The 15,448-nt window shown below is 73.8% G+C and carries 17 protein-coding genes; 13 read left to right on the top strand and 4 right to left on the bottom strand.

The features are described 5' to 3' along the window. Nucleotides 1–131: 131 nt before the first annotated feature. The 13 genes from QWY28_RS11385 (at nucleotide 132) to QWY28_RS11325 (ending at nucleotide 10,624) form a co-directional block, all read left to right on the top strand. Nucleotides 132–452 carry a flagellar FlbD family protein gene (locus tag QWY28_RS11385; protein ID WP_300952670.1) on the top strand — a complete coding sequence of 107 codons (321 nt, stop codon included), beginning with the start codon at nucleotides 132–134 and terminating at the stop codon, nucleotides 450–452. After that, nucleotides 452–1,219 carry a motility protein A gene (locus QWY28_RS11380; RefSeq protein ID WP_300952669.1) on the top strand — a complete coding sequence of 256 codons (768 nt, stop codon included), beginning with the start codon at nucleotides 452–454 and terminating at the stop codon, nucleotides 1,217–1,219. The genes QWY28_RS11385 and QWY28_RS11380 overlap by 1 nt, the downstream gene beginning before the upstream one ends. 1 nt (nucleotide 1,220) lies before the next feature. Next, nucleotides 1,221–2,114 (top strand): OmpA/MotB family protein, encoded by an 894-nt coding sequence (locus tag QWY28_RS11375; RefSeq protein ID WP_300952668.1) that lies wholly within the window; start codon nucleotides 1,221–1,223, stop codon nucleotides 2,112–2,114. Continuing rightward, on the top strand, nucleotides 2,111–2,551 hold the full coding sequence (locus QWY28_RS11370) for a flagellar basal body-associated FliL family protein (RefSeq protein WP_300952667.1): 441 nt from the start codon (nucleotides 2,111–2,113) through the stop codon (nucleotides 2,549–2,551). The genes QWY28_RS11375 and QWY28_RS11370 overlap by 4 nt, the downstream gene beginning before the upstream one ends. A gap of 131 nt (nucleotides 2,552–2,682) precedes the next feature. Then, nucleotides 2,683–3,642, top strand: coding sequence for a flagellar motor switch protein FliM (locus QWY28_RS11365; protein ID WP_300952666.1), 960 nt, complete (start codon nucleotides 2,683–2,685; stop codon nucleotides 3,640–3,642). Nucleotides 3,643–3,647: 5 nt separating this feature from the next. Beyond that, nucleotides 3,648–4,499 (top strand): flagellar motor switch protein FliN, encoded by an 852-nt coding sequence (fliN, locus tag QWY28_RS11360; protein ID WP_300952982.1) that lies wholly within the window; start codon nucleotides 3,648–3,650, stop codon nucleotides 4,497–4,499. A 7-nt stretch (nucleotides 4,500–4,506) separates the two neighbouring features. Further along, nucleotides 4,507–5,166, top strand: a complete 660-nt coding sequence (locus QWY28_RS11355; RefSeq protein ID WP_300952665.1) for a FliO/MopB family protein — start codon at nucleotides 4,507–4,509, stop codon at nucleotides 5,164–5,166. Continuing rightward, a complete protein-coding gene (gene fliP / locus QWY28_RS11350) occupies nucleotides 5,163–5,999 on the top strand; it encodes a flagellar type III secretion system pore protein FliP (protein ID WP_300952664.1) in 837 nt (278 codons plus the stop codon). Before QWY28_RS11355 ends, fliP begins: the two co-directional genes overlap by 4 nt. Nucleotides 6,000–6,006: 7 nt before the next feature. Next, nucleotides 6,007–6,276, top strand: coding sequence for a flagellar biosynthesis protein FliQ (fliQ, locus tag QWY28_RS11345; RefSeq protein ID WP_300952663.1), 270 nt, complete (start codon nucleotides 6,007–6,009; stop codon nucleotides 6,274–6,276). Between the two features lie 14 nt (nucleotides 6,277–6,290). Continuing rightward, nucleotides 6,291–7,058: a flagellar biosynthetic protein FliR gene (locus tag QWY28_RS11340; protein ID WP_300952662.1), complete on the top strand. Its 768-nt coding sequence runs from the start codon at nucleotides 6,291–6,293 to the stop codon at nucleotides 7,056–7,058. Between the two features lie 7 nt (nucleotides 7,059–7,065). Then, the gene (locus QWY28_RS11335) at nucleotides 7,066–8,223 is read left to right on the top strand and encodes an EscU/YscU/HrcU family type III secretion system export apparatus switch protein (protein ID WP_300952661.1); all 1,158 of its coding nucleotides are present in this window, start codon (nucleotides 7,066–7,068) and stop codon (nucleotides 8,221–8,223) included. Nucleotides 8,224–8,303: 80 nt separating this feature from the next. Beyond that, the gene (gene flhA, locus QWY28_RS11330) at nucleotides 8,304–10,352 is read left to right on the top strand and encodes a flagellar biosynthesis protein FlhA (RefSeq protein ID WP_300952660.1); all 2,049 of its coding nucleotides are present in this window, start codon (nucleotides 8,304–8,306) and stop codon (nucleotides 10,350–10,352) included. Next, the gene (locus tag QWY28_RS11325) at nucleotides 10,349–10,624 is read left to right on the top strand and encodes a hypothetical protein (RefSeq protein ID WP_300952659.1); all 276 of its coding nucleotides are present in this window, start codon (nucleotides 10,349–10,351) and stop codon (nucleotides 10,622–10,624) included. The genes flhA and QWY28_RS11325 overlap by 4 nt, the downstream gene beginning before the upstream one ends. Nucleotides 10,625–10,628: 4 nt before the next feature. Here the strand turns inward: QWY28_RS11325 and QWY28_RS11320 are convergent, their stop codons facing one another. From QWY28_RS11320 to QWY28_RS11305, 4 genes are all read right to left on the bottom strand, one after another. Further along, complete coding sequence (locus QWY28_RS11320) at nucleotides 10,629–12,743, bottom strand: xanthine dehydrogenase family protein molybdopterin-binding subunit (protein WP_300952658.1); 2,115 nt, start codon at nucleotides 12,741–12,743, stop codon at nucleotides 10,629–10,631. Then, nucleotides 12,740–13,735 carry an FAD binding domain-containing protein gene (locus QWY28_RS11315; protein WP_300952657.1) on the bottom strand — a complete coding sequence of 332 codons (996 nt, stop codon included), beginning with the start codon at nucleotides 13,733–13,735 and terminating at the stop codon, nucleotides 12,740–12,742. The genes QWY28_RS11320 and QWY28_RS11315 overlap by 4 nt, the downstream gene beginning before the upstream one ends. Beyond that, nucleotides 13,732–14,274 carry a 2Fe-2S iron-sulfur cluster-binding protein gene (locus QWY28_RS11310; protein WP_300952656.1) on the bottom strand — a complete coding sequence of 181 codons (543 nt, stop codon included), beginning with the start codon at nucleotides 14,272–14,274 and terminating at the stop codon, nucleotides 13,732–13,734. Before QWY28_RS11310 ends, QWY28_RS11315 begins: the two co-directional genes overlap by 4 nt. Nucleotides 14,275–14,822: 548 nt before the next feature. Continuing rightward, nucleotides 14,823–15,448 (bottom strand): HNH endonuclease signature motif containing protein (locus QWY28_RS11305; protein WP_300952655.1); only part of this gene is annotated, 626 nt, incomplete at its 5' end.

Below are 15,448 nucleotides of genomic sequence, written 5' to 3'. Positions count from 1 at the left end.
GGGCGCCCCCGTGGTGGGGCCGCGCGGGGGGGGCCCCCCCCCCCCCCCCCCCCCCCCCCCCCCCCGGCCGATCGGGAAGGCGGCGGCCAAGGACGGCTGCTGCCTCGACCGCACTAAGGATGGTGCAACGCATGATCTCGCTGACCCGTCTCTCGGGTGCGGAGCTGGTCCTCAACTCCGACCTGATCGAGCGTGTGGACAAGACGCCGGACACGGTGATCACGCTGACCACCGGCGCGAAGTACGTCGTCTCCGAGAGCCTCCGGGCCGTGGTCGCCGCCATCCGCCTGCACCGCGCGGAGGTCATCGCCCTGAGCGAGATGGTCGGCGTCGGCCCGGACGCCGACGAGGCCGTCCACCCCGACGACGACACCCGGCAGCGCCCGCTCGCCAGCGTCACCGCGCACCCGGCGGCGGCCGTCGCCGGCGCGGACGTGGGGGAGGAGGGCTGATGGACAAGGCCACGATCGTCGGCGTCGGCGGCGCCGTCGGCGTCATCGTCGTCGCGAACGTCCTCGAGGGCGGCAGCCCGATGAGCCTGCTGATGCTGCCCCCGATGCTGCTCGTCTTCGGCGCCACCCTGCTCATCTCGATGGCGGGCGGCACGACGGCCGACGCCAAGGCCTCCGTGCGCGCCGCGAAGCGGGCCTTCACCGCGAAGGTGCCGCCCGCGGGCGACGTCGTCCCCACCGTGGTCTCCTTGGCCGACAAGGCCCGTCGGGAGGGGCTGCTCGCCCTCGAGGACGCGACCAAGGACATCGACGACCCGTTCCTGGTCAAGGGCGTCACCCTCGCGATCGACGGCAACGACCCCGAGGAGGTCCGCGACATCCTCGAGGCCGAGGTCGCGGCCAAGCGCAAGGTCGACAAGCAGGCGGCCAAGCTCTTCGCCGACGCCGGCGCGTACGCCCCGACCATCGGCATCATCGGCACGGTCATGGGCCTGGTCCACGTGCTCGAGAACCTCGCCGAGCCCGAGACGCTGGGCCACTCGATCGCAGGCGCCTTCATCGCCACCCTGTGGGGCGTCATGTCGGCGAACGTCTTCTGGCTGCCCATCGCCACCAAGCTCAAGCGGATCAGCGAGCTCGAGGTGGCCCGGATGGAGGTCGTCATCGAGGGCGTCGCCGCCATCCAGGCCGGCTCCAACCCCCGCGTCATCCAGCACCGCCTGGTCGCGCTGCTCCCGGCCGACCAGCAGCCCGCCCAGGCGGCCTGAGGTGGCGCACCCCGTCCGCTCCCGGCGGCACCGGCCGCACGAGGAGGAGGAGCACGAGAACCACGAGCGGTGGATGGTCACCTACGCCGACATGATCACGCTGCTCATGGTGCTGTTCATCGTGCTCTTCGCCATGGGGCAGACCGACGTGGAGAAGTTCAAGGCACTCAAGGCCAGCCTGGCGGTCGGCTTCGGGCAGGAGTCGGCGGTGCTCGACGGGAGCTCCTCGCTCCTGCAGCAGCCCGGCACCCAGGCGGTCACGCAGGTCGCCCCGAAGGTGCCGCGACCCGTCGCCGCGGACGGCCAGGTCGACCGCACGGTCGCCACCCGCAACGCCGCCCGGCGCGAGCTGGCCCGGCTCCGGACGGTCGAGGCCCGCATCCGGCAGGCGCTGCGGCAGCGCGGCCTCGAGAGCGACGTGCGGACCACGTACGACGAGCGCGGGCTGGTCGTGAGCCTGGTGTCCAAGCACGTGGTGTTCCGCAACGACCTCGCGACGCTCTCCGCGCGGGGCGAGCGGGTCGTCGACGCGGTCGGCCCCGTGCTCGCCGACCTGCCCGACCGCCTCGAGATCGCCGGCAACACCAACCAGGTCGACGTGCGCCCGGCGTACTTCGACACCGACTGGGACCTGTCCTCGGCCCGCGCGGTCACGGTGCTGCGTCGCCTCGAGGAGCGGCTCGGGGTGCGCACGGACCGGCTGTCCGTGGCGGGCTACGGACGGACCCGGCCGCTGGTCGACCCCGCCCGACGCGGCTCGCAGGTCGTCAACAAGCGCGTCGACATCGTCGTGCTGTCCCCGGCCGAGGCGAGCGTGCGCGAGCTGCTGCCCGAGCTCGCCGCCGACGGCACCCGCAGCCCAGCCACCCCCACCACCTCGGGAGACGCCTCATGAGCACCACCACGCTGTCGGCCCCGGCACCCGCCGCCGCCGAGGAGGAGCCGGCCGGCGGCGGGCGCAAGAAGCTCGTCCTGCTGCTGGTCCTCGTCCTGGTCGCCGGCGCGGCGGCGTACTGGTTCCTCCTGCGTCCCGGCAGCGACGCCGAGCCGGTGCCCGGCGAGGTGCTGGTGATGGAGCCGGTGCAGGTCAACCTCGCCGACGGCCACTACCTCAGCGTCGGGATCGCGCTGCAGCTGGTCGAGGGCGCCGCGCACGCCGACGGGAGCAAGGCGCTCGACGCCACGATCGACCTGTTCAGCGGCCGCGAGCCCGACGAGCTGGTCCGCGCGAGGAACCGGAACGCGCTCAAGGAGGAGCTGATGGAGGAGCTGGACCACCGCTACCACGGGGAGGTGCTGGACGTGTACTTCACCCAGTTCGTCACCCAGTGACGTCCGGGTGACGCCCACCTCCTGAGCGGCGGCCGACCGCGGCGCGCGGAGGGAGCGCCGACAACCGAAGATCCGTCGCCACAATTGTGCTCAGGTCCGCGCGCGCGGGACCGATGGGTGCCCTCGTGAGCATGACGACGTCCGCAGCCGAGCGCTCCGCCGCGCCCTCGGCCGTACGGTCGCGCCGTCGCGGCCGCTCGGCGTCCGCCGTCGCGGTGCCCTACGACTTCAGCCGGCCGATCCAGCTCAGCCGCGAGCACCAGCGGATGCTGCAGCTCGCCTTCGACGGCTTCGCCCGGCAGGTGACCACGGTGTTCACCTCCATGCTGCGCAGCGTCTGCCAGGTCACCCTGCGCGGCATCGACCAGCGCACGTACGCCGAGTACGTCCAGTCGCTCCCGACCACGACGTACCTCACCCTCTTCAGCGCCGACCCGGTCGCGGGCCGGGGCATCCTGGAGATGCCGCTGACCTCGGTGCTGTCCTGCGTCGACCACATGCTCGGCGGACCCGGGTCCGACCACCAGCCGCAGCGGCCGCTGACCGAGATCGAGAGCGGTGTCGTCAGCGGCCTGATGGACCGCCTCTTCGGCGAGATGCGCTACTCGCTCGGCTCGATCGTGCCGATCGAGCCGACGGTGGAGGGCGTGGAGTACAGCCCGCAGTTCGCCCAGGCCGCCGGTGCCTCGGACGTGGTGGTCGTCGTGGACCTCGAGCTCCGCATCGACGAGCGGGCGCACCGGATGACGGTCTGCCTGCCCTTCGTCGGCCTGCTGCCGCACCTCACCGCAGCGGCCGCGCCCGCGCCGGTCTCCGGCCGGGAGCGGGCCCAGCGGGCGCACGCCGCCGAGCTGCTGCGCCAGCAGTTCGAGCACGTGCCCGTCGACGTGGCGGTCCGCTGCCGGCCGACCACGCTGACCCCCCAGGTCTTCGCCGACCTCCGCCCCGGCGACGTGCTCCGCCTGGGGCACCCGGCGTCCGCGCCCCTCGACGTCGCCGTCGACGGCACCGTCTTCGCCCACGCCACCGCCGGCACCCAGGGCCCCCGCCTGGCCGCCCTCATCGTCGCCACCCCGAAGGAAGCCTCGTGACCACCATGCCGACCGGTACGCCCCGCGACCCCGATGACCTCGTGCTCGCAGCCGCCCGCGCGGCGGCCGCGGTGATCCCGGCCTCCGACGAGCTGGAGGCCGGCGGGACCCAGCCGGGCACCCCCGAGGTCACCTCGCTCTTCGCGGGGGCGGTCGTCGCCGACCTGGGCGGCCCCGCGGGCGGGGTCCTGGGGCTGCTCGTCGCCGACGACCTGGTCTCGGCGCTGGCCGCCAGCCCGATCGGGGCCCTGGACCTGCCGGCCGCCGTGCAGCCGGCGCTCGACGCCGCGGCGGCGGTGCTCGGCACGACCGTGCGCGCCGCCCGCCAGGTCGACCGGGACGCGATCGTCGCGGCGGTGCTGGCCGGCAGCGACGCCGGCTTCCGGGTCGTCCCGCTCGTCGGCGACACCATCGCCGCCGCCCTGCTCGTCTCCGTCCCGACGCTCGCGGCGCACGCCGCCGGGGGGAGCCCCGCACCCGTCCCGCTCCCGGCCGTCGGGGCCGCCGCGACCGCCGCGACCGCCGCGACCGCCGACGCTCCCGTCCCGGCCGCGACGTCGCACCCGCTGACGGTGCCCGCCCCCGGCTCGGGCGGCACGCCCGGGCCCCGGCGCGGCATCGAGATGCTCAACGAGGTCGACATGGAGGTCACCGTCGAGCTCGGCCGCACCCGGATGACGCTCCGCGACCTGCTGGCCCTCAGCCCGGGCCACGTGCTCGAGCTCGACCGCGCGGCCGGCAGCCCGGCCGACCTGCTCGTCAACGGCCACCTGATCGCCCGGGGCGAGGTGGTCGTGATCGACGAGGACTTCGGCCTCCGGGTCACCGAGATCCTCGAGACCGCGGCCGCGGGCTGAGGTCGCCGTGTTCGAGCTGTTGCTGCGGCTGGTGTTCTCGCTGGCCGTCGTGCTCGGGCTGATGCTGCTCGTCGCCCGGGTCGCGCAGCGCCGTCTCGGCGGCCGCGCCGGCGCCCCGCTGTCGGTGCTGCACCGCCAGGCCGTCGGGCGGCACGCCTCCGTCGCCGTCGTCGCCGTCGGCGGCCGCACGCTGCTGCTCGGCGTGACCGAGCAGCAGGTCCGGATGATCACCGAGCTGGACGGTGCCGACCTGGTCCCCGCCGAGCCCGCCACGGTCACCGCTCTTCCCGGGCTCCCCGGGCTCCCCGGGCTCCCCGGGCTCCCCGGGCTCCCCGGGCTCCCCGTGGTCGCGCCGGCCGAGCCGTCCGACGAGGCCGACGGGACCGCCGACCTGGCCGAGCCGGCCGCCGCCGAGCAGGCCGCCCGGCAGGCCGACGCCGCGCCCGCCGCACGGGCGGAGGCTCCGCACGGACCGGTGGCCGTCGAGGACGACCAGCCCTTCTTCGCCACGGTCCTGCGGGAGCAGACCGCCGAGCTCGACCGGGCCGCCCGGCTCCCGCGCCCCTCCCGTCCCGTGCGTCAGGACGACGGCCCTCTGGCCGGCTCGCTGCTCTCGCCGGCCACCTGGCGGCGCGCCGTCGAGGCGGTCCGGGGCCAGGCGTCGTGAGCGCCGCCGCCCGCCGTCCCGCGCTCCGGCCGGGTCGGCTCGTCGGGCCTGCCCTCCTGCTGGCACTGGTCACCGTCGCGCTGTGGCTCGTGCTGCCCGCCGGGGCGGCGCACGCGGCGCTGCCGCCGGGCGGGCCGCAGGGCCCGGACGGTCCGGGGGGTGCCGGGGACACCTCGGTCACCGTCGACCTCGAGGGCCTCACCGACAAGCCCGGCACGTCGGTCGCGGTGCTGCTGACCCTGACGCTGCTCTCGCTGCTGCCGGCGATCGTGCTGACCTGCACCAGCTTCACGAAGATCCTCATCGTGCTGGGCTTGACCCGCAACGCGCTCGGCCTCCAGCAGACGCCGCCGAACCAGGTGCTGGCCGGCCTCGCGCTGTTCCTCAGCCTGTTCATCATGGCGCCGGTGCTCTCCGACATCAACGACGCCGGTCTGCAGCCCTACCTCGACGGCGACAAGACCAGCACGCAGGCGTGGGACGACGGCATCGCGCCGCTGCGCAGCTTCATGCTCGCGCAGACCGACGACGAGGAGCTGGAGCTGCTGACCAACGTCTCGGACCGCGACCTGCCCGAGACCCGCGAGGACGTCCCGATGTCGACGCTCGTGCCGGCGTTCATCCTCAGCGAGCTCGAGCAGGCCTTCGTCATCGGCTTCATCATCTTCATCCCGTTCCTCGTCATCGACATCGTCGTGAGCGGGGCGCTGATGGCGCTGGGCATGATGATGATGCCGCCGGCGATGGTGTCCCTGCCGTTCAAGCTGCTGCTGTTCGTGCTGGTCAACGGATGGGCGCTGATCATCACGGCGCTGGTGGGGAGCTACGGGTGAGTGACCGATGAGCGACACCGAGATCATCGAGATCGCGATGCAGACCATGGTCGTCGCGCTCAAGCTGTCGGCACCGATCCTGGTCACGTCGCTGGTGATCGGCTTCGTCATCTCGCTGTTCCAGTCGATGACGCAGATCCAGGAGTTCACCCTGTCGTTCGTGCCGAAGGTCGTCGGCGTCGGCATCGCGCTGCTCATCAGCGGCAACTGGATGCTGCACACGCTGGTGAACTTCACCGAGCAGCTGTACTCCCAGATCCCCGCCCTCCTCGGCTGACCTCGGCGACCCCGATGAACCTCACCGTTGCCGGCGAGCCGCTGCTGACGTTCCTCGTCGCGTCGGTGCGGATCATCGCCTGGCTGGCGGTCGTGCAGCCGTTCTCCTCGCGCACGATCCCGTCCGCGGCCAAGGTGGTGCTCGCGCTCGGGCTGGCCTTCGCGGTCTCCCCGTCCCTGGGCGGCAGCACGGTCCCGGTCGACCCGGTCGGGCTGCTGCTGACGGTGGTCACCCAGGTCGTCCTGGGCGCCGCGATGGGGTACGTCACCTCGCTGCTCTTCGCCGCGGTCGCCGCGGCCGGCTCCCTCATCGACGTCTTCGGCGGGTTCTCCCTCGCCCAGGCCTTCGACCCGCTCGGCATGAACGCCAGCACCGTGCTCGGCAACCTGCACCAGTGGCTCGCGACCGTGCTGCTCTTCGTCAGCGGCGGCTACCTGATCGTCGTCGGTGGCCTGCTCCGCTCGTTCTCGGCGGTCCCCATCGGCCGCAGCCCCGAGCTGCCCGGGGGAGTGGAGGTGCTGACCTCGGTCTTCCAGCTGTTCTTCATCACCGCGGTCCAGATCGCCCTCCCGATGGCGGCGGTCCTGTTCATCACCGACCTCGGGCTGGCGCTGCTGACCAAGGTCGCCCCCCAGCTCAACGCCATCAACGTCGTCTTCCCGGCCAAGATCGGGCTCACCCTGCTGCTGGTCGGGCTGTCCTTCCCGGTGCTGCCCGGTGTGGTCGACCGCCTCGTGGAGGCCGCGCTGGCGGCCATGGCCGCGATCGTGGGTGCCTCGTGAGCCGCCCGTGAGCGACGACAAGACCGAGAAGCCGACCCCCAAGCGCCGCAAGGAGGCGCGCAAGGAGGGTCAGGTCGCGCGCACCCAGGAGCTCGGCGCCTGGTCGGCGCTCCTGCTGGTCTCGCTGGCGCTGCCGGCGTTGCTGCGCCACGAGCTCGAGTCCCTGTCGGCCCTCCTCGAGCGGTGCCTGGCCTCCGCGGAGGGCGCCGACGTCCCGATGGCGCTGGAGCTGCTCGCCGAGGCGGGCGGACACATCCTGCTCACCCTCGTGGTGCTCGGCTGCTGCGTGATGGTCGTGGGCGTGGCCGGCGCCCTGGCCCAGGGCGGCTTCTTCGTCGCGACCAAGACGGTCACCCCGAACCTCAAGAAGCTCGACCCCCTCAAGGGCTTCAAGCGGATCTTCGGCCCCCAGGCCTGGTGGGAGGGGGCCAAGATGCTGGTCAAGTGCGCCCTGGTCGCCGGTCTCGTCTGGCTGGGGGTCGACGCGATGCTGCCCATCCTCGGCGGGTTCGTGCCGGTCGGCGTCGTGCTCGACGCCGTCGGGGGCGAGGCGCTCACCATGCTGCGCAACGTCGCGGTCGCCGGGCTGGTCATGGCGGCGGTCGACTACGCGGTGCAGCGGCGCCGGATCGGCAAGCAGACCCGGATGAGCAAGGACGAGGTCAAGCGCGAGCACAAGCAGAGCGAGGGCGACCCGCTGGTCAAGAGCGCCATCCGCTCCCGCCAGCTCGCGGCCTCGCGCAACCGGATGCTGGCCGACGTGCCCACCGCGGACGTCGTCCTGGTCAACCCCACGCACGTCGCCGTCGCGCTGCGGTACGACGAGAGCTCACCGGCCCCGCGCGTCGTGGCCCGCGGGGCCGGCCTGGTCGCGCAGCGGATCCGCGAGGCGGCGGTCGCGCACGACGTACCGCTCGTCCGCGACGTGCCCCTCGCCCGGGCCCTGTACGCCGCCGGCGACGTGGGTCGCGAGATCCCGGTCGAGCTGTTCGCCGCCGTGGCGCAGGTGCTCGCGTTCGTCATCAGCCGGCGCAGCCGCGGCCAGCGCGGCGGCGAGCACCGCACGCCGCGGCCGACCGACGACGTGCCCGCCGTGGCGCGGCGTCGCCGGCCGGCCGGAGGCCGCCCGCCGAACCCCTCAGCCCCGCCGCTCCCCGGCCGATAGGAGGGGAGCAGGGGTCCAGGACGGAACCCGCGACCGCGCCAGGGACGGCGCCCCGCCAGCCGTCGAGGAGCACACCCGCGTTGTCCCTGAAGCGCCTCACGCAGCTCGGAGTGCCGCTCGGCATCGTGCTGATCGTGGTCATGCTGGTCATCCCGCTGCCCGCGGTGGTGCTCGACCTGCTCATCGCCCTCAACATCACCGGCGCGCTGCTCATCCTGCTCACCGCGATGTTCGTCCGGAGGCCGCTGGACTTCGCGGCGTTCCCCGCGGTGCTGCTGGTGATGACGCTGTTCCGCCTCGCGCTCAACGTGAGCGCGACCCGGCTGGTGCTCCTGCACGGCGACGCCGGGAAGGTGATCGAGACCTTCGGCCACTTCGTCGTCGGGGGCTCGCTGATCGTCGGCCTCATCATCTTCGCGATCCTGCTGGTCATCCAGTTCGTGGTCATCACCAACGGTGCCGGCCGCGTCGCCGAGGTCGGCGCCCGGTTCACCCTCGACGCGATGCCCGGCAAGCAGATGGCCATCGACGCCGACCTCAACAGCGGGCTGATCGACGAGGACCAGGCGCGCCAGCGGCGTGCGGAGGTGCACGCCGAGGCCGACTTCTACGGCGCGATGGACGGCGCCTCGAAGTTCGTCAAGGGCGACGCGATCGCGGCCATCGTCATCACGCTGGTCAACCTGCTGGGCGGCTTCGCCGTCGGCATGGTCCAGCGCGGCATGTCGGCCGGCGACGCGGTGCAGACCTACAGCCTGCTGACGGTCGGCGACGGTCTCGTCTCCCAGATCCCGGCGCTGCTGCTGTCGGTCGCCACCGGCCTCGTGGTCACCCGCGGCGTCGGCGACGGCGACATGGGGTCCGACATCATCCGCCAGCTGACCCGTCAGCGGACGCCTCTGCGGGTCGCCGGCGGCGCCGCCCTCGCGCTCTGCCTGATCCCCGGCATGCCGAAGATCCCGTTCCTGCTCGCCGGCGGCGCGTTCCTGCTCGTGTCCACCCGGGTCGAGCAGGACCCCGCTCCCGCGGAGCCCGACGAGACGCCCGCGGCGATCGGACCGCCGGCGGACACCCCCGAGCTGCTCGCCGCCGAGATCCAGGTCGACCCGCTGAGCCTCGAGCTGTCCGCGGACCTCATCGACCTCGTCGACCGCGACGCCGGCGGCGACCTCCTCGAGCGGGTCAAGGCGCTGCGTCGCAAGGTCGCGCTGGAGACCGGGGTCCTGATCCCGCCGGTGCGCACCCGCGACAACCTCGAGCTGCCGCTGCGGACCTACGTCATCAAGCTGTTCGGCATCGAGGTCGCCCGCGGCGAGGCGCCGCGCGGGACGGTCCTGGCCATCGGCGACCACCTGGCCTCGCTGCCCGGTGAGCTCACCCGGGAGCCGGTCTTCGGCCTCGAGGCGAAGTGGATCCCCGCCGAGCTGGCCCACCAGGCGGAGATCGGCGGCGCGACCGTGGTCGAGCGGACCGCGGTCATGACGACGCACCTGTCGCACGTGGTCAACACCCACGCCAGCCGGCTGCTCGGTCGCGAGGACGTCAAGCTGCTCACCGAGGTGGTGAAGCGCTCCCACCCCGTCGTGGTGGAGGAGCTGACACCGGCGCTGCTGAGCCTCGGCCAGGTCCAGCGCGTGCTGCAGTCCCTGCTCGACGAGGGGGTCTCGATCCGGGACCTGGTGCGCATCTTCGAGGCGCTCTCGCTGCGCGCGGCCGACACCAAGGAGCACGACGCCCTGGTCGCCGCGGCGCGCACGGCGCTGGGCCCGGCGGTCGTCGCCCCGCACCTGCGCGAGGGCGTGGTGCACGTGGTCAGCCTCGACCCCCGGCTCGAGCAGCAGATGCTGGAGTCGATGCGGATGGGGGAGGAGGGGCAGGTGCTGCTCCTCGACCCGGTGCTGGCCCAGTCGGTCCTCACCCGGCTCGGCCAGCTGCTGATCGAGGCCGAGAACGCCGACCTGCGGCCCGTGCTCGTCTGCGCGCCCCAGGTCCGGGCGGCGCTCCAGCGCCTGGTCCGCCAGCAGGTCGACCGGCTCCCGGTGCTGTCCTACACCGAGCTGGCCGGCGCCGAGCAGGTTCGCTCGGTCGGCGTGGTCACCGGTGAGGCGATGATCGAGGCGGGCGCATGAAGCTCCTCTCGGTCCCGGTGCTCGGCGCGGCCGCCGTCCTGACCGCCCCGGCCCTGTGGGCGGCGCTGACCGGCGAGCTGCCGGTCGAGACGGCCGCGGTGCGGTACGCCGTCGTCGCCGTCCTCACCTGGCTCGCCCTCTCCGCCCTCGCGCTCGTGGTCGGTCCGCCGCCCGCGGCCGAGGCGGCCGCGGGCGCCGACGGGGCGGACGGGGACGGCGCCCTGGCCCCCACCGCGGTCCTGCCCGCCGTCGACCCGTCCACGGGGGTCTGAGCCGCTACTCCAGGAAGTGGTCGGCGGTGAGCGGCAGGCCGCGCACCCGCACCCCGGTGGCGTGGTACGTCGCGTTGGCGACGGCCGCCGCGGTGCCGACGATCCCGATCTCGCCGATCCCGCGCGAGCCCATCGGCGTGGACAGCTCGTCGACGTCGTCGAGCCAGTGCGCGTCGATCTCCTTGACGTCGGCATGTGCCGCCACGTGGTACGTCGCCAGGTCCTGGGTGACCGTGTGGCCGGTCCGCGGGTCGCGCCAGCCGTCCTCGAACAGCGCGGCCGACAGGCCCATCACCAGCCCGCCGAGCAGCTGCGAGCGCGCCGTGCGCGGGTTGACGACCCGGCCGACGGAGTAGACGCCGAGCAGCCGCGGCACGCGGACCTCGCCGGTGTACCGGTGCACCCGCGCCTCGCAGAAGACCGCGCCGAAGGAGTGCAGCGCGTGGCCGTCCATGGCGGCGTACTGGCCCGACGCCGCGGTCGTCTCCACGCCCGGGTCCGGGTGGTCGCCGTGGTCGGCGCGGAACTGCTGGGCCGCGGCGACGATCGCGGTGCCCCACGACGTCGTGCCCGACGACCCGCCGGCGACGGAGCCGAACGGCAGGTCGCTGTCGGCCATGTCGAGGTCGATCGCGTCGGGCGGGCAGGCCAGCGCGTCGGCCGCGATCTGGGTGAGGACGGTGCGGGCGCCGGTGCCGATGTCGGTCGCGGCGATCGCCACGCCGTACCGGCCGCCGTCCAGGGAGCGGACCCGGGCGACGTTGCCGGGCATCCACAGCATCGGGTACGTCGACGCGGCCACGCCGGTGCCGACCCACCACTCGCCGTCGACGGTCGCCCGCGGCCCGGTCGGCCGCTCGGCCCACCCGAACCGCTCCGCGCCGCTGCGCAGGCACTCCACCAGCCGCCGGTTGCCCCACGGGTTGCCGGTGTCGGGGTCGACCTCGGGCTCGTTGCGGACGCGCAGCTCGACCGGGTCGAGACCGGTGTGCAGCGCGAGCTCGTCCATCGCGACCTCGTGGGCGAACATGCCGGGCATCTCCCCGGGCGCCCGCATCCACGACGGCACCGCGACGTCGAGCTCGGCGACCCGGTGGGTCGTCGCCCGGTGCGGCGCGGCGTACATGACGCGGGCCGGCACGGCCGCCTGCTCCGCGAATTCCTTGATCCGGGAGGTCTGGGACACCGTGTCGTGGCGCAGCGCCTCGATCCGCCCGTCGGGGTGGGCACCGAACCGCACGTGCGAGCGGGTCGCGGTGCGGTAGCCGGTCAGCGCGAACATCTGCTGCCGCGTCACCGCCAGCCGCACCGGCTGCCCCGGCACGGTCATCGCCGCGAGCGCGACCGCCACCTCCGGGGCGTGGGGCAGTCCCTTGGAGCCGAAGCCGCCGCCGACGTACGGCGCGAGCACGCGGACCTGCTCCTCCGCCAGCCCCAGCATCGGCCCGAGCGTGCCGCGCACCGGCCGGGGGCCCTGGGTCGAGTCGTGCAGGGTGAGCCGCTCGCCGTCCCACAGCGCGGTCGCCGCGTGCGGCTCCATCGGGCTGTTGAACTCGTGGGGCGTCGTGTACGTCGCGTCGACGGTCACCAGCGCCCGTGCCAGCGCCTCGTCCGGGTCGCCGTCGAGGGTGTCGGTCTCCGAGCCGCCGTTGACCTGCTCCGGCGCGTAGGTCGGGCTGTCCTCGTCGAAGACCGCCTCGTGCGGCTCCGCCTCCTGCTCGACCCGCACCAGCGCGGCGCCCTCGCGTGCGGACTCGGAGGTCCCGGCGAGCACGACCGCCACGATCTGGCCGCGGAAGGCGATGGCGTCGTCCTGCAGGATCGCCAGCTCCGCGTCGCTGGTGTCGGCCAGCCGCGGGGCGTTCGTGTGGTCGATGACCGAGACGACGCCGGGGTGGGCGAGCGCGGCGGTCGCGTCGACGGTGACCACACGGCCGCGGGCGACCGTCGAGGTGACCAGCCAGGCGTGGAGCGGCGGCTGCCCGTCCGGTCCGGTGACCGGGTGCTCGACGGCGTACGTCGCCTCGCCGGTGACCTTCTCGACGCCGTCGCGCCGCAGCAGGCTGGTGCCGATCGAGCGCGGGGCGATCGGGGTGGGGGTGACCTCGTTCGCGGTCATCGGGTCGCTCCTTCGGCGAGGCTCGTGAGGGTGAGCGCGGTGAGGTTGCGGACCATCGGCACCTTGTACGCCGTCTGCTCGTCGGTCACCGCGGCCGCGAGCTCCGCCTCGGCCGCCTCGCGGACCGACTCCTCGCTGAGGAACTTGCCCCGCAGCGCCTCCTCGGCCACCGCTGCTCGCCACGGCTTGTGGGCGACGCCGCCCCACGCGATGCGGACGTCGCGCACCCGGCCGTCGTCGTCGAGGTCGACCCCGGCGGCGACGGAGACCAGCGCGAAGGCGTACGACGCCCGGTCGCGGGCCTTGCGGTACGTCGACCGCCGCGCCACCGCGCTCGCCGGCAGCTCGACCGCGGTCACCAGCTCGCCGTGCGCCAGCGTCGTGTCCTGCTCGGGCCGGTCGCTGGGCAGCCGGTGGAAGTCGCCCATGGGCACCCGTCGCTCCCCGCCCGCGCCGAGCACGACGACGGTCGCGTCGACGGCCGCCAGCCCGACCGCGAGGTCGGAGGGGTGGGTCGTCACGCACGCCTCGCTAGCGCCGAGGACGGCGTTGTAGCGGCCGTAGCCGCCGATGGCGCTGCAGCCGGTGCCGGGTTCGCGCTTGTTGCACGGCGTGGTGACGTCCTGGAAATACACGCAGCGGGTCCGCTGGAGCAGGTTGCCGCCGGTGGTCGCTTGGTTGCGGATCTGTCCCGAGGCCCCGGCGAGCAGCGCGCGGGCCACGACGGGCCAGCCGCGACGTACCGCCGGGTGGGCGGCGAGGTCGCTGTTGCGCACGTTCGCACCGACGCGGAGGCCGCCGTCCGGCAGCTCGGCCACCTCGTCCATCGGCAGCCGGCTGACGTCGACCAGCGTCGTGGGGGAGGTGACCCCGAGCTTGAGGTGGTCGACGAGGTTCGTGCCGCCGCCGAGGAAGCGGGCGTCGGGGTCACCGGTCACGAGCGCCACCGCGGACGCGGCGTCCTCGGCCCGGTGGTAGGTCAGCTCCTTCATGCCGCGCCCTCCTGCCCGGCCTGCTCGCCGGCCTGCTCGCCGGCCTGCTTCACGGCGGCGAGGATCCCGGCGTACGCGCCGCAGCGGCACAGGTTGCCGCTCATCCGCTCCCGGACCTCCTCGTCGGTCAGTCCCGGTTCGGCCTCGAGGTCCTCGCTGACGTGGCTGGCGTGGCCCTGGCGGATCTCGTCGAGGACGCCCACCGCGCTGCACACCTGGCCAGGCGTGCAGTAGCCGCACTGGCAGCCGTCGTGCTCCAGGAACGCCTGCTGCACCGGGTGCAGCGCACCGTCGGGCCCGCTCAGGCCGCCCGCCGTCGTCACCTCCGCGCCGTCGTGCGCCACCGCGAGCGCCAGGCAGGTGAGGTGCCGCCGCCCGTCGAGGAGCACCGTGCACGACCCGCACTGCCCGTGGTCGCACCCCTTCTTGGGGTTGGTCACGCCCAGCCGCTCGCGCAGCGCGTCGAGCAACGTCGTCCGGGTGTCGACCGTGACGGTGCGTCGCTGCCCGTCGACGGTGAGGGTGATCTCCGCGTCCATGGCGACGCGGTACCCAGGCGCCCGGCGACCACCGAGCTGTCAGCCCTGCGAGCAACCTCCTCGAGAAGCGACGAGCCCCGGTTGGTCGAGGAGCGCGCGCTGGCGACTCCCGCTCGTCGAGCAGCGAGCCTTGGCGAGCGTCGTCGAGACCCGGTGGGGTGCGCAGGGCCTGACTTGCTGGTCGAGCAGGGAGCCTTGGCGAGCGTCGTCGAGACCCGGTGAGGTGCGCAGGGCCCTGGCTCGCTGGTCGAGCAGCGAGCCTCGGCGAGCGTCGTCGAGGCCCGGTGAGGTGCGCGGGGCCTGATTCGCTGGTCGAGCAGCGAGCCTTGGCGAGCGTCGTCGAGACCCGGTGAGGTGCGCAGGGCCTTGCGGTGGTGGTCCGGCTGTCGGGAGGCGCCGTGCAAGGAGATTCAGAGGAAGGCGTGGTTCCGCGCCGCTGTGGTCGAGGTGCTTGGTCGCGGTGGGCTGGTCGGGTTGCGGGCAGGCGGGGGTCGACCGCTGTGGTGGCGGTGGTCGAAGGACGTCTGTGAGATGACCGGGCCAGCGGTCTAGGTCCGCATGTGGAAGGCGACGCGGCCGTTGGGCAGGTGGGTGGTCTCGTAGGCGGGGTCGTGGATGCGTGCGTGGTGTCGTGGGCAGAGGTTGCGGGCGTTGCCGAGGACGGTGGCGCCGCCGTGTGCCCAGGGCTGGTCGTGGTGGGCGTGGCAGAGGTGGGCGGGCCAGTCGCAGCCGTCGGCGGTGCAGGTCGGCTGGGTGATGTTCAGTCCGCGGCGTTGTGCGCCGGAGAACAGTCTTGATCGTCGGCCGAGGTCGAGCAGCTCGGAGTTCGAGCCGAGGACGGCGGGGACGAGTCCGGCTTCGCACGCCAGCCGGCGGGCGGTGGCGGCGGAGATGACTCCACCGTCGTCGAGCACGCCGGACGCGAGCCCGCCCATGAGGGATGCGATGTCCATGGTGACCACGACGGTGGCGTTGAGTCCGCCGAGCTGCGGCAGCTTGTCGGCCGGGAGGCGCTCGAGCAGCTCGCAGAGGGCGTCGCCCATCCGTTCCGGGGAGGGGCGCCGTTCGACCTCGGGCTCTTCGGCTGCGTCCTTGGTGGCGGCTTGGTGCTTCGGGGCGGCGAAGGCGAGCAGCATCTTGTGCAGCATCGCGCCGTGCAGCTCGGGGATGGAGA

Source organism: Nocardioides oceani (genome assembly GCF_030412965.1).
Lineage (GTDB): Bacteria > Actinomycetota > Actinomycetes > Propionibacteriales > Nocardioidaceae > Nocardioides > Nocardioides oceani.
Note: the sequence above shows the minus strand (reverse complement) of the source record. Positions and strands in the feature narration are given on the sequence as shown.

Excerpts from the sequence above, each read along its gene's own strand:
- QWY28_RS11310 (WP_300952656.1), bottom strand. The coding sequence starts at position 14,274 with ATGGACGCGGAGATCACCCTCACCGTCGACGGGCAGCGACGCACCGTC.
- QWY28_RS11325 (WP_300952659.1), top strand. The coding sequence starts at position 10,349 with ATGAAGCTCCTCTCGGTCCCGGTGCTCGGCGCGGCCGCCGTCCTGACC.
- QWY28_RS11340 (WP_300952662.1), top strand. The coding sequence starts at position 6,291 with ATGAACCTCACCGTTGCCGGCGAGCCGCTGCTGACGTTCCTCGTCGCG.
- QWY28_RS11315 (WP_300952657.1), bottom strand. The coding sequence starts at position 13,735 with ATGAAGGAGCTGACCTACCACCGGGCCGAGGACGCCGCGTCCGCGGTG.
- QWY28_RS11365 (WP_300952666.1), top strand. The coding sequence starts at position 2,683 with ATGACGACGTCCGCAGCCGAGCGCTCCGCCGCGCCCTCGGCCGTACGG.
- QWY28_RS11370 (WP_300952667.1), top strand. The coding sequence starts at position 2,111 with ATGAGCACCACCACGCTGTCGGCCCCGGCACCCGCCGCCGCCGAGGAG.
- QWY28_RS11320 (WP_300952658.1), bottom strand. The coding sequence starts at position 12,743 with ATGACCGCGAACGAGGTCACCCCCACCCCGATCGCCCCGCGCTCGATC.
- QWY28_RS11385 (WP_300952670.1), top strand. The coding sequence starts at position 132 with ATGATCTCGCTGACCCGTCTCTCGGGTGCGGAGCTGGTCCTCAACTCC.
- fliN (WP_300952982.1), top strand. The coding sequence starts at position 3,648 with ATGCCGACCGGTACGCCCCGCGACCCCGATGACCTCGTGCTCGCAGCC.
- fliQ (WP_300952663.1), top strand. The coding sequence starts at position 6,007 with ATGAGCGACACCGAGATCATCGAGATCGCGATGCAGACCATGGTCGTC.
- QWY28_RS11380 (WP_300952669.1), top strand. The coding sequence starts at position 452 with ATGGACAAGGCCACGATCGTCGGCGTCGGCGGCGCCGTCGGCGTCATC.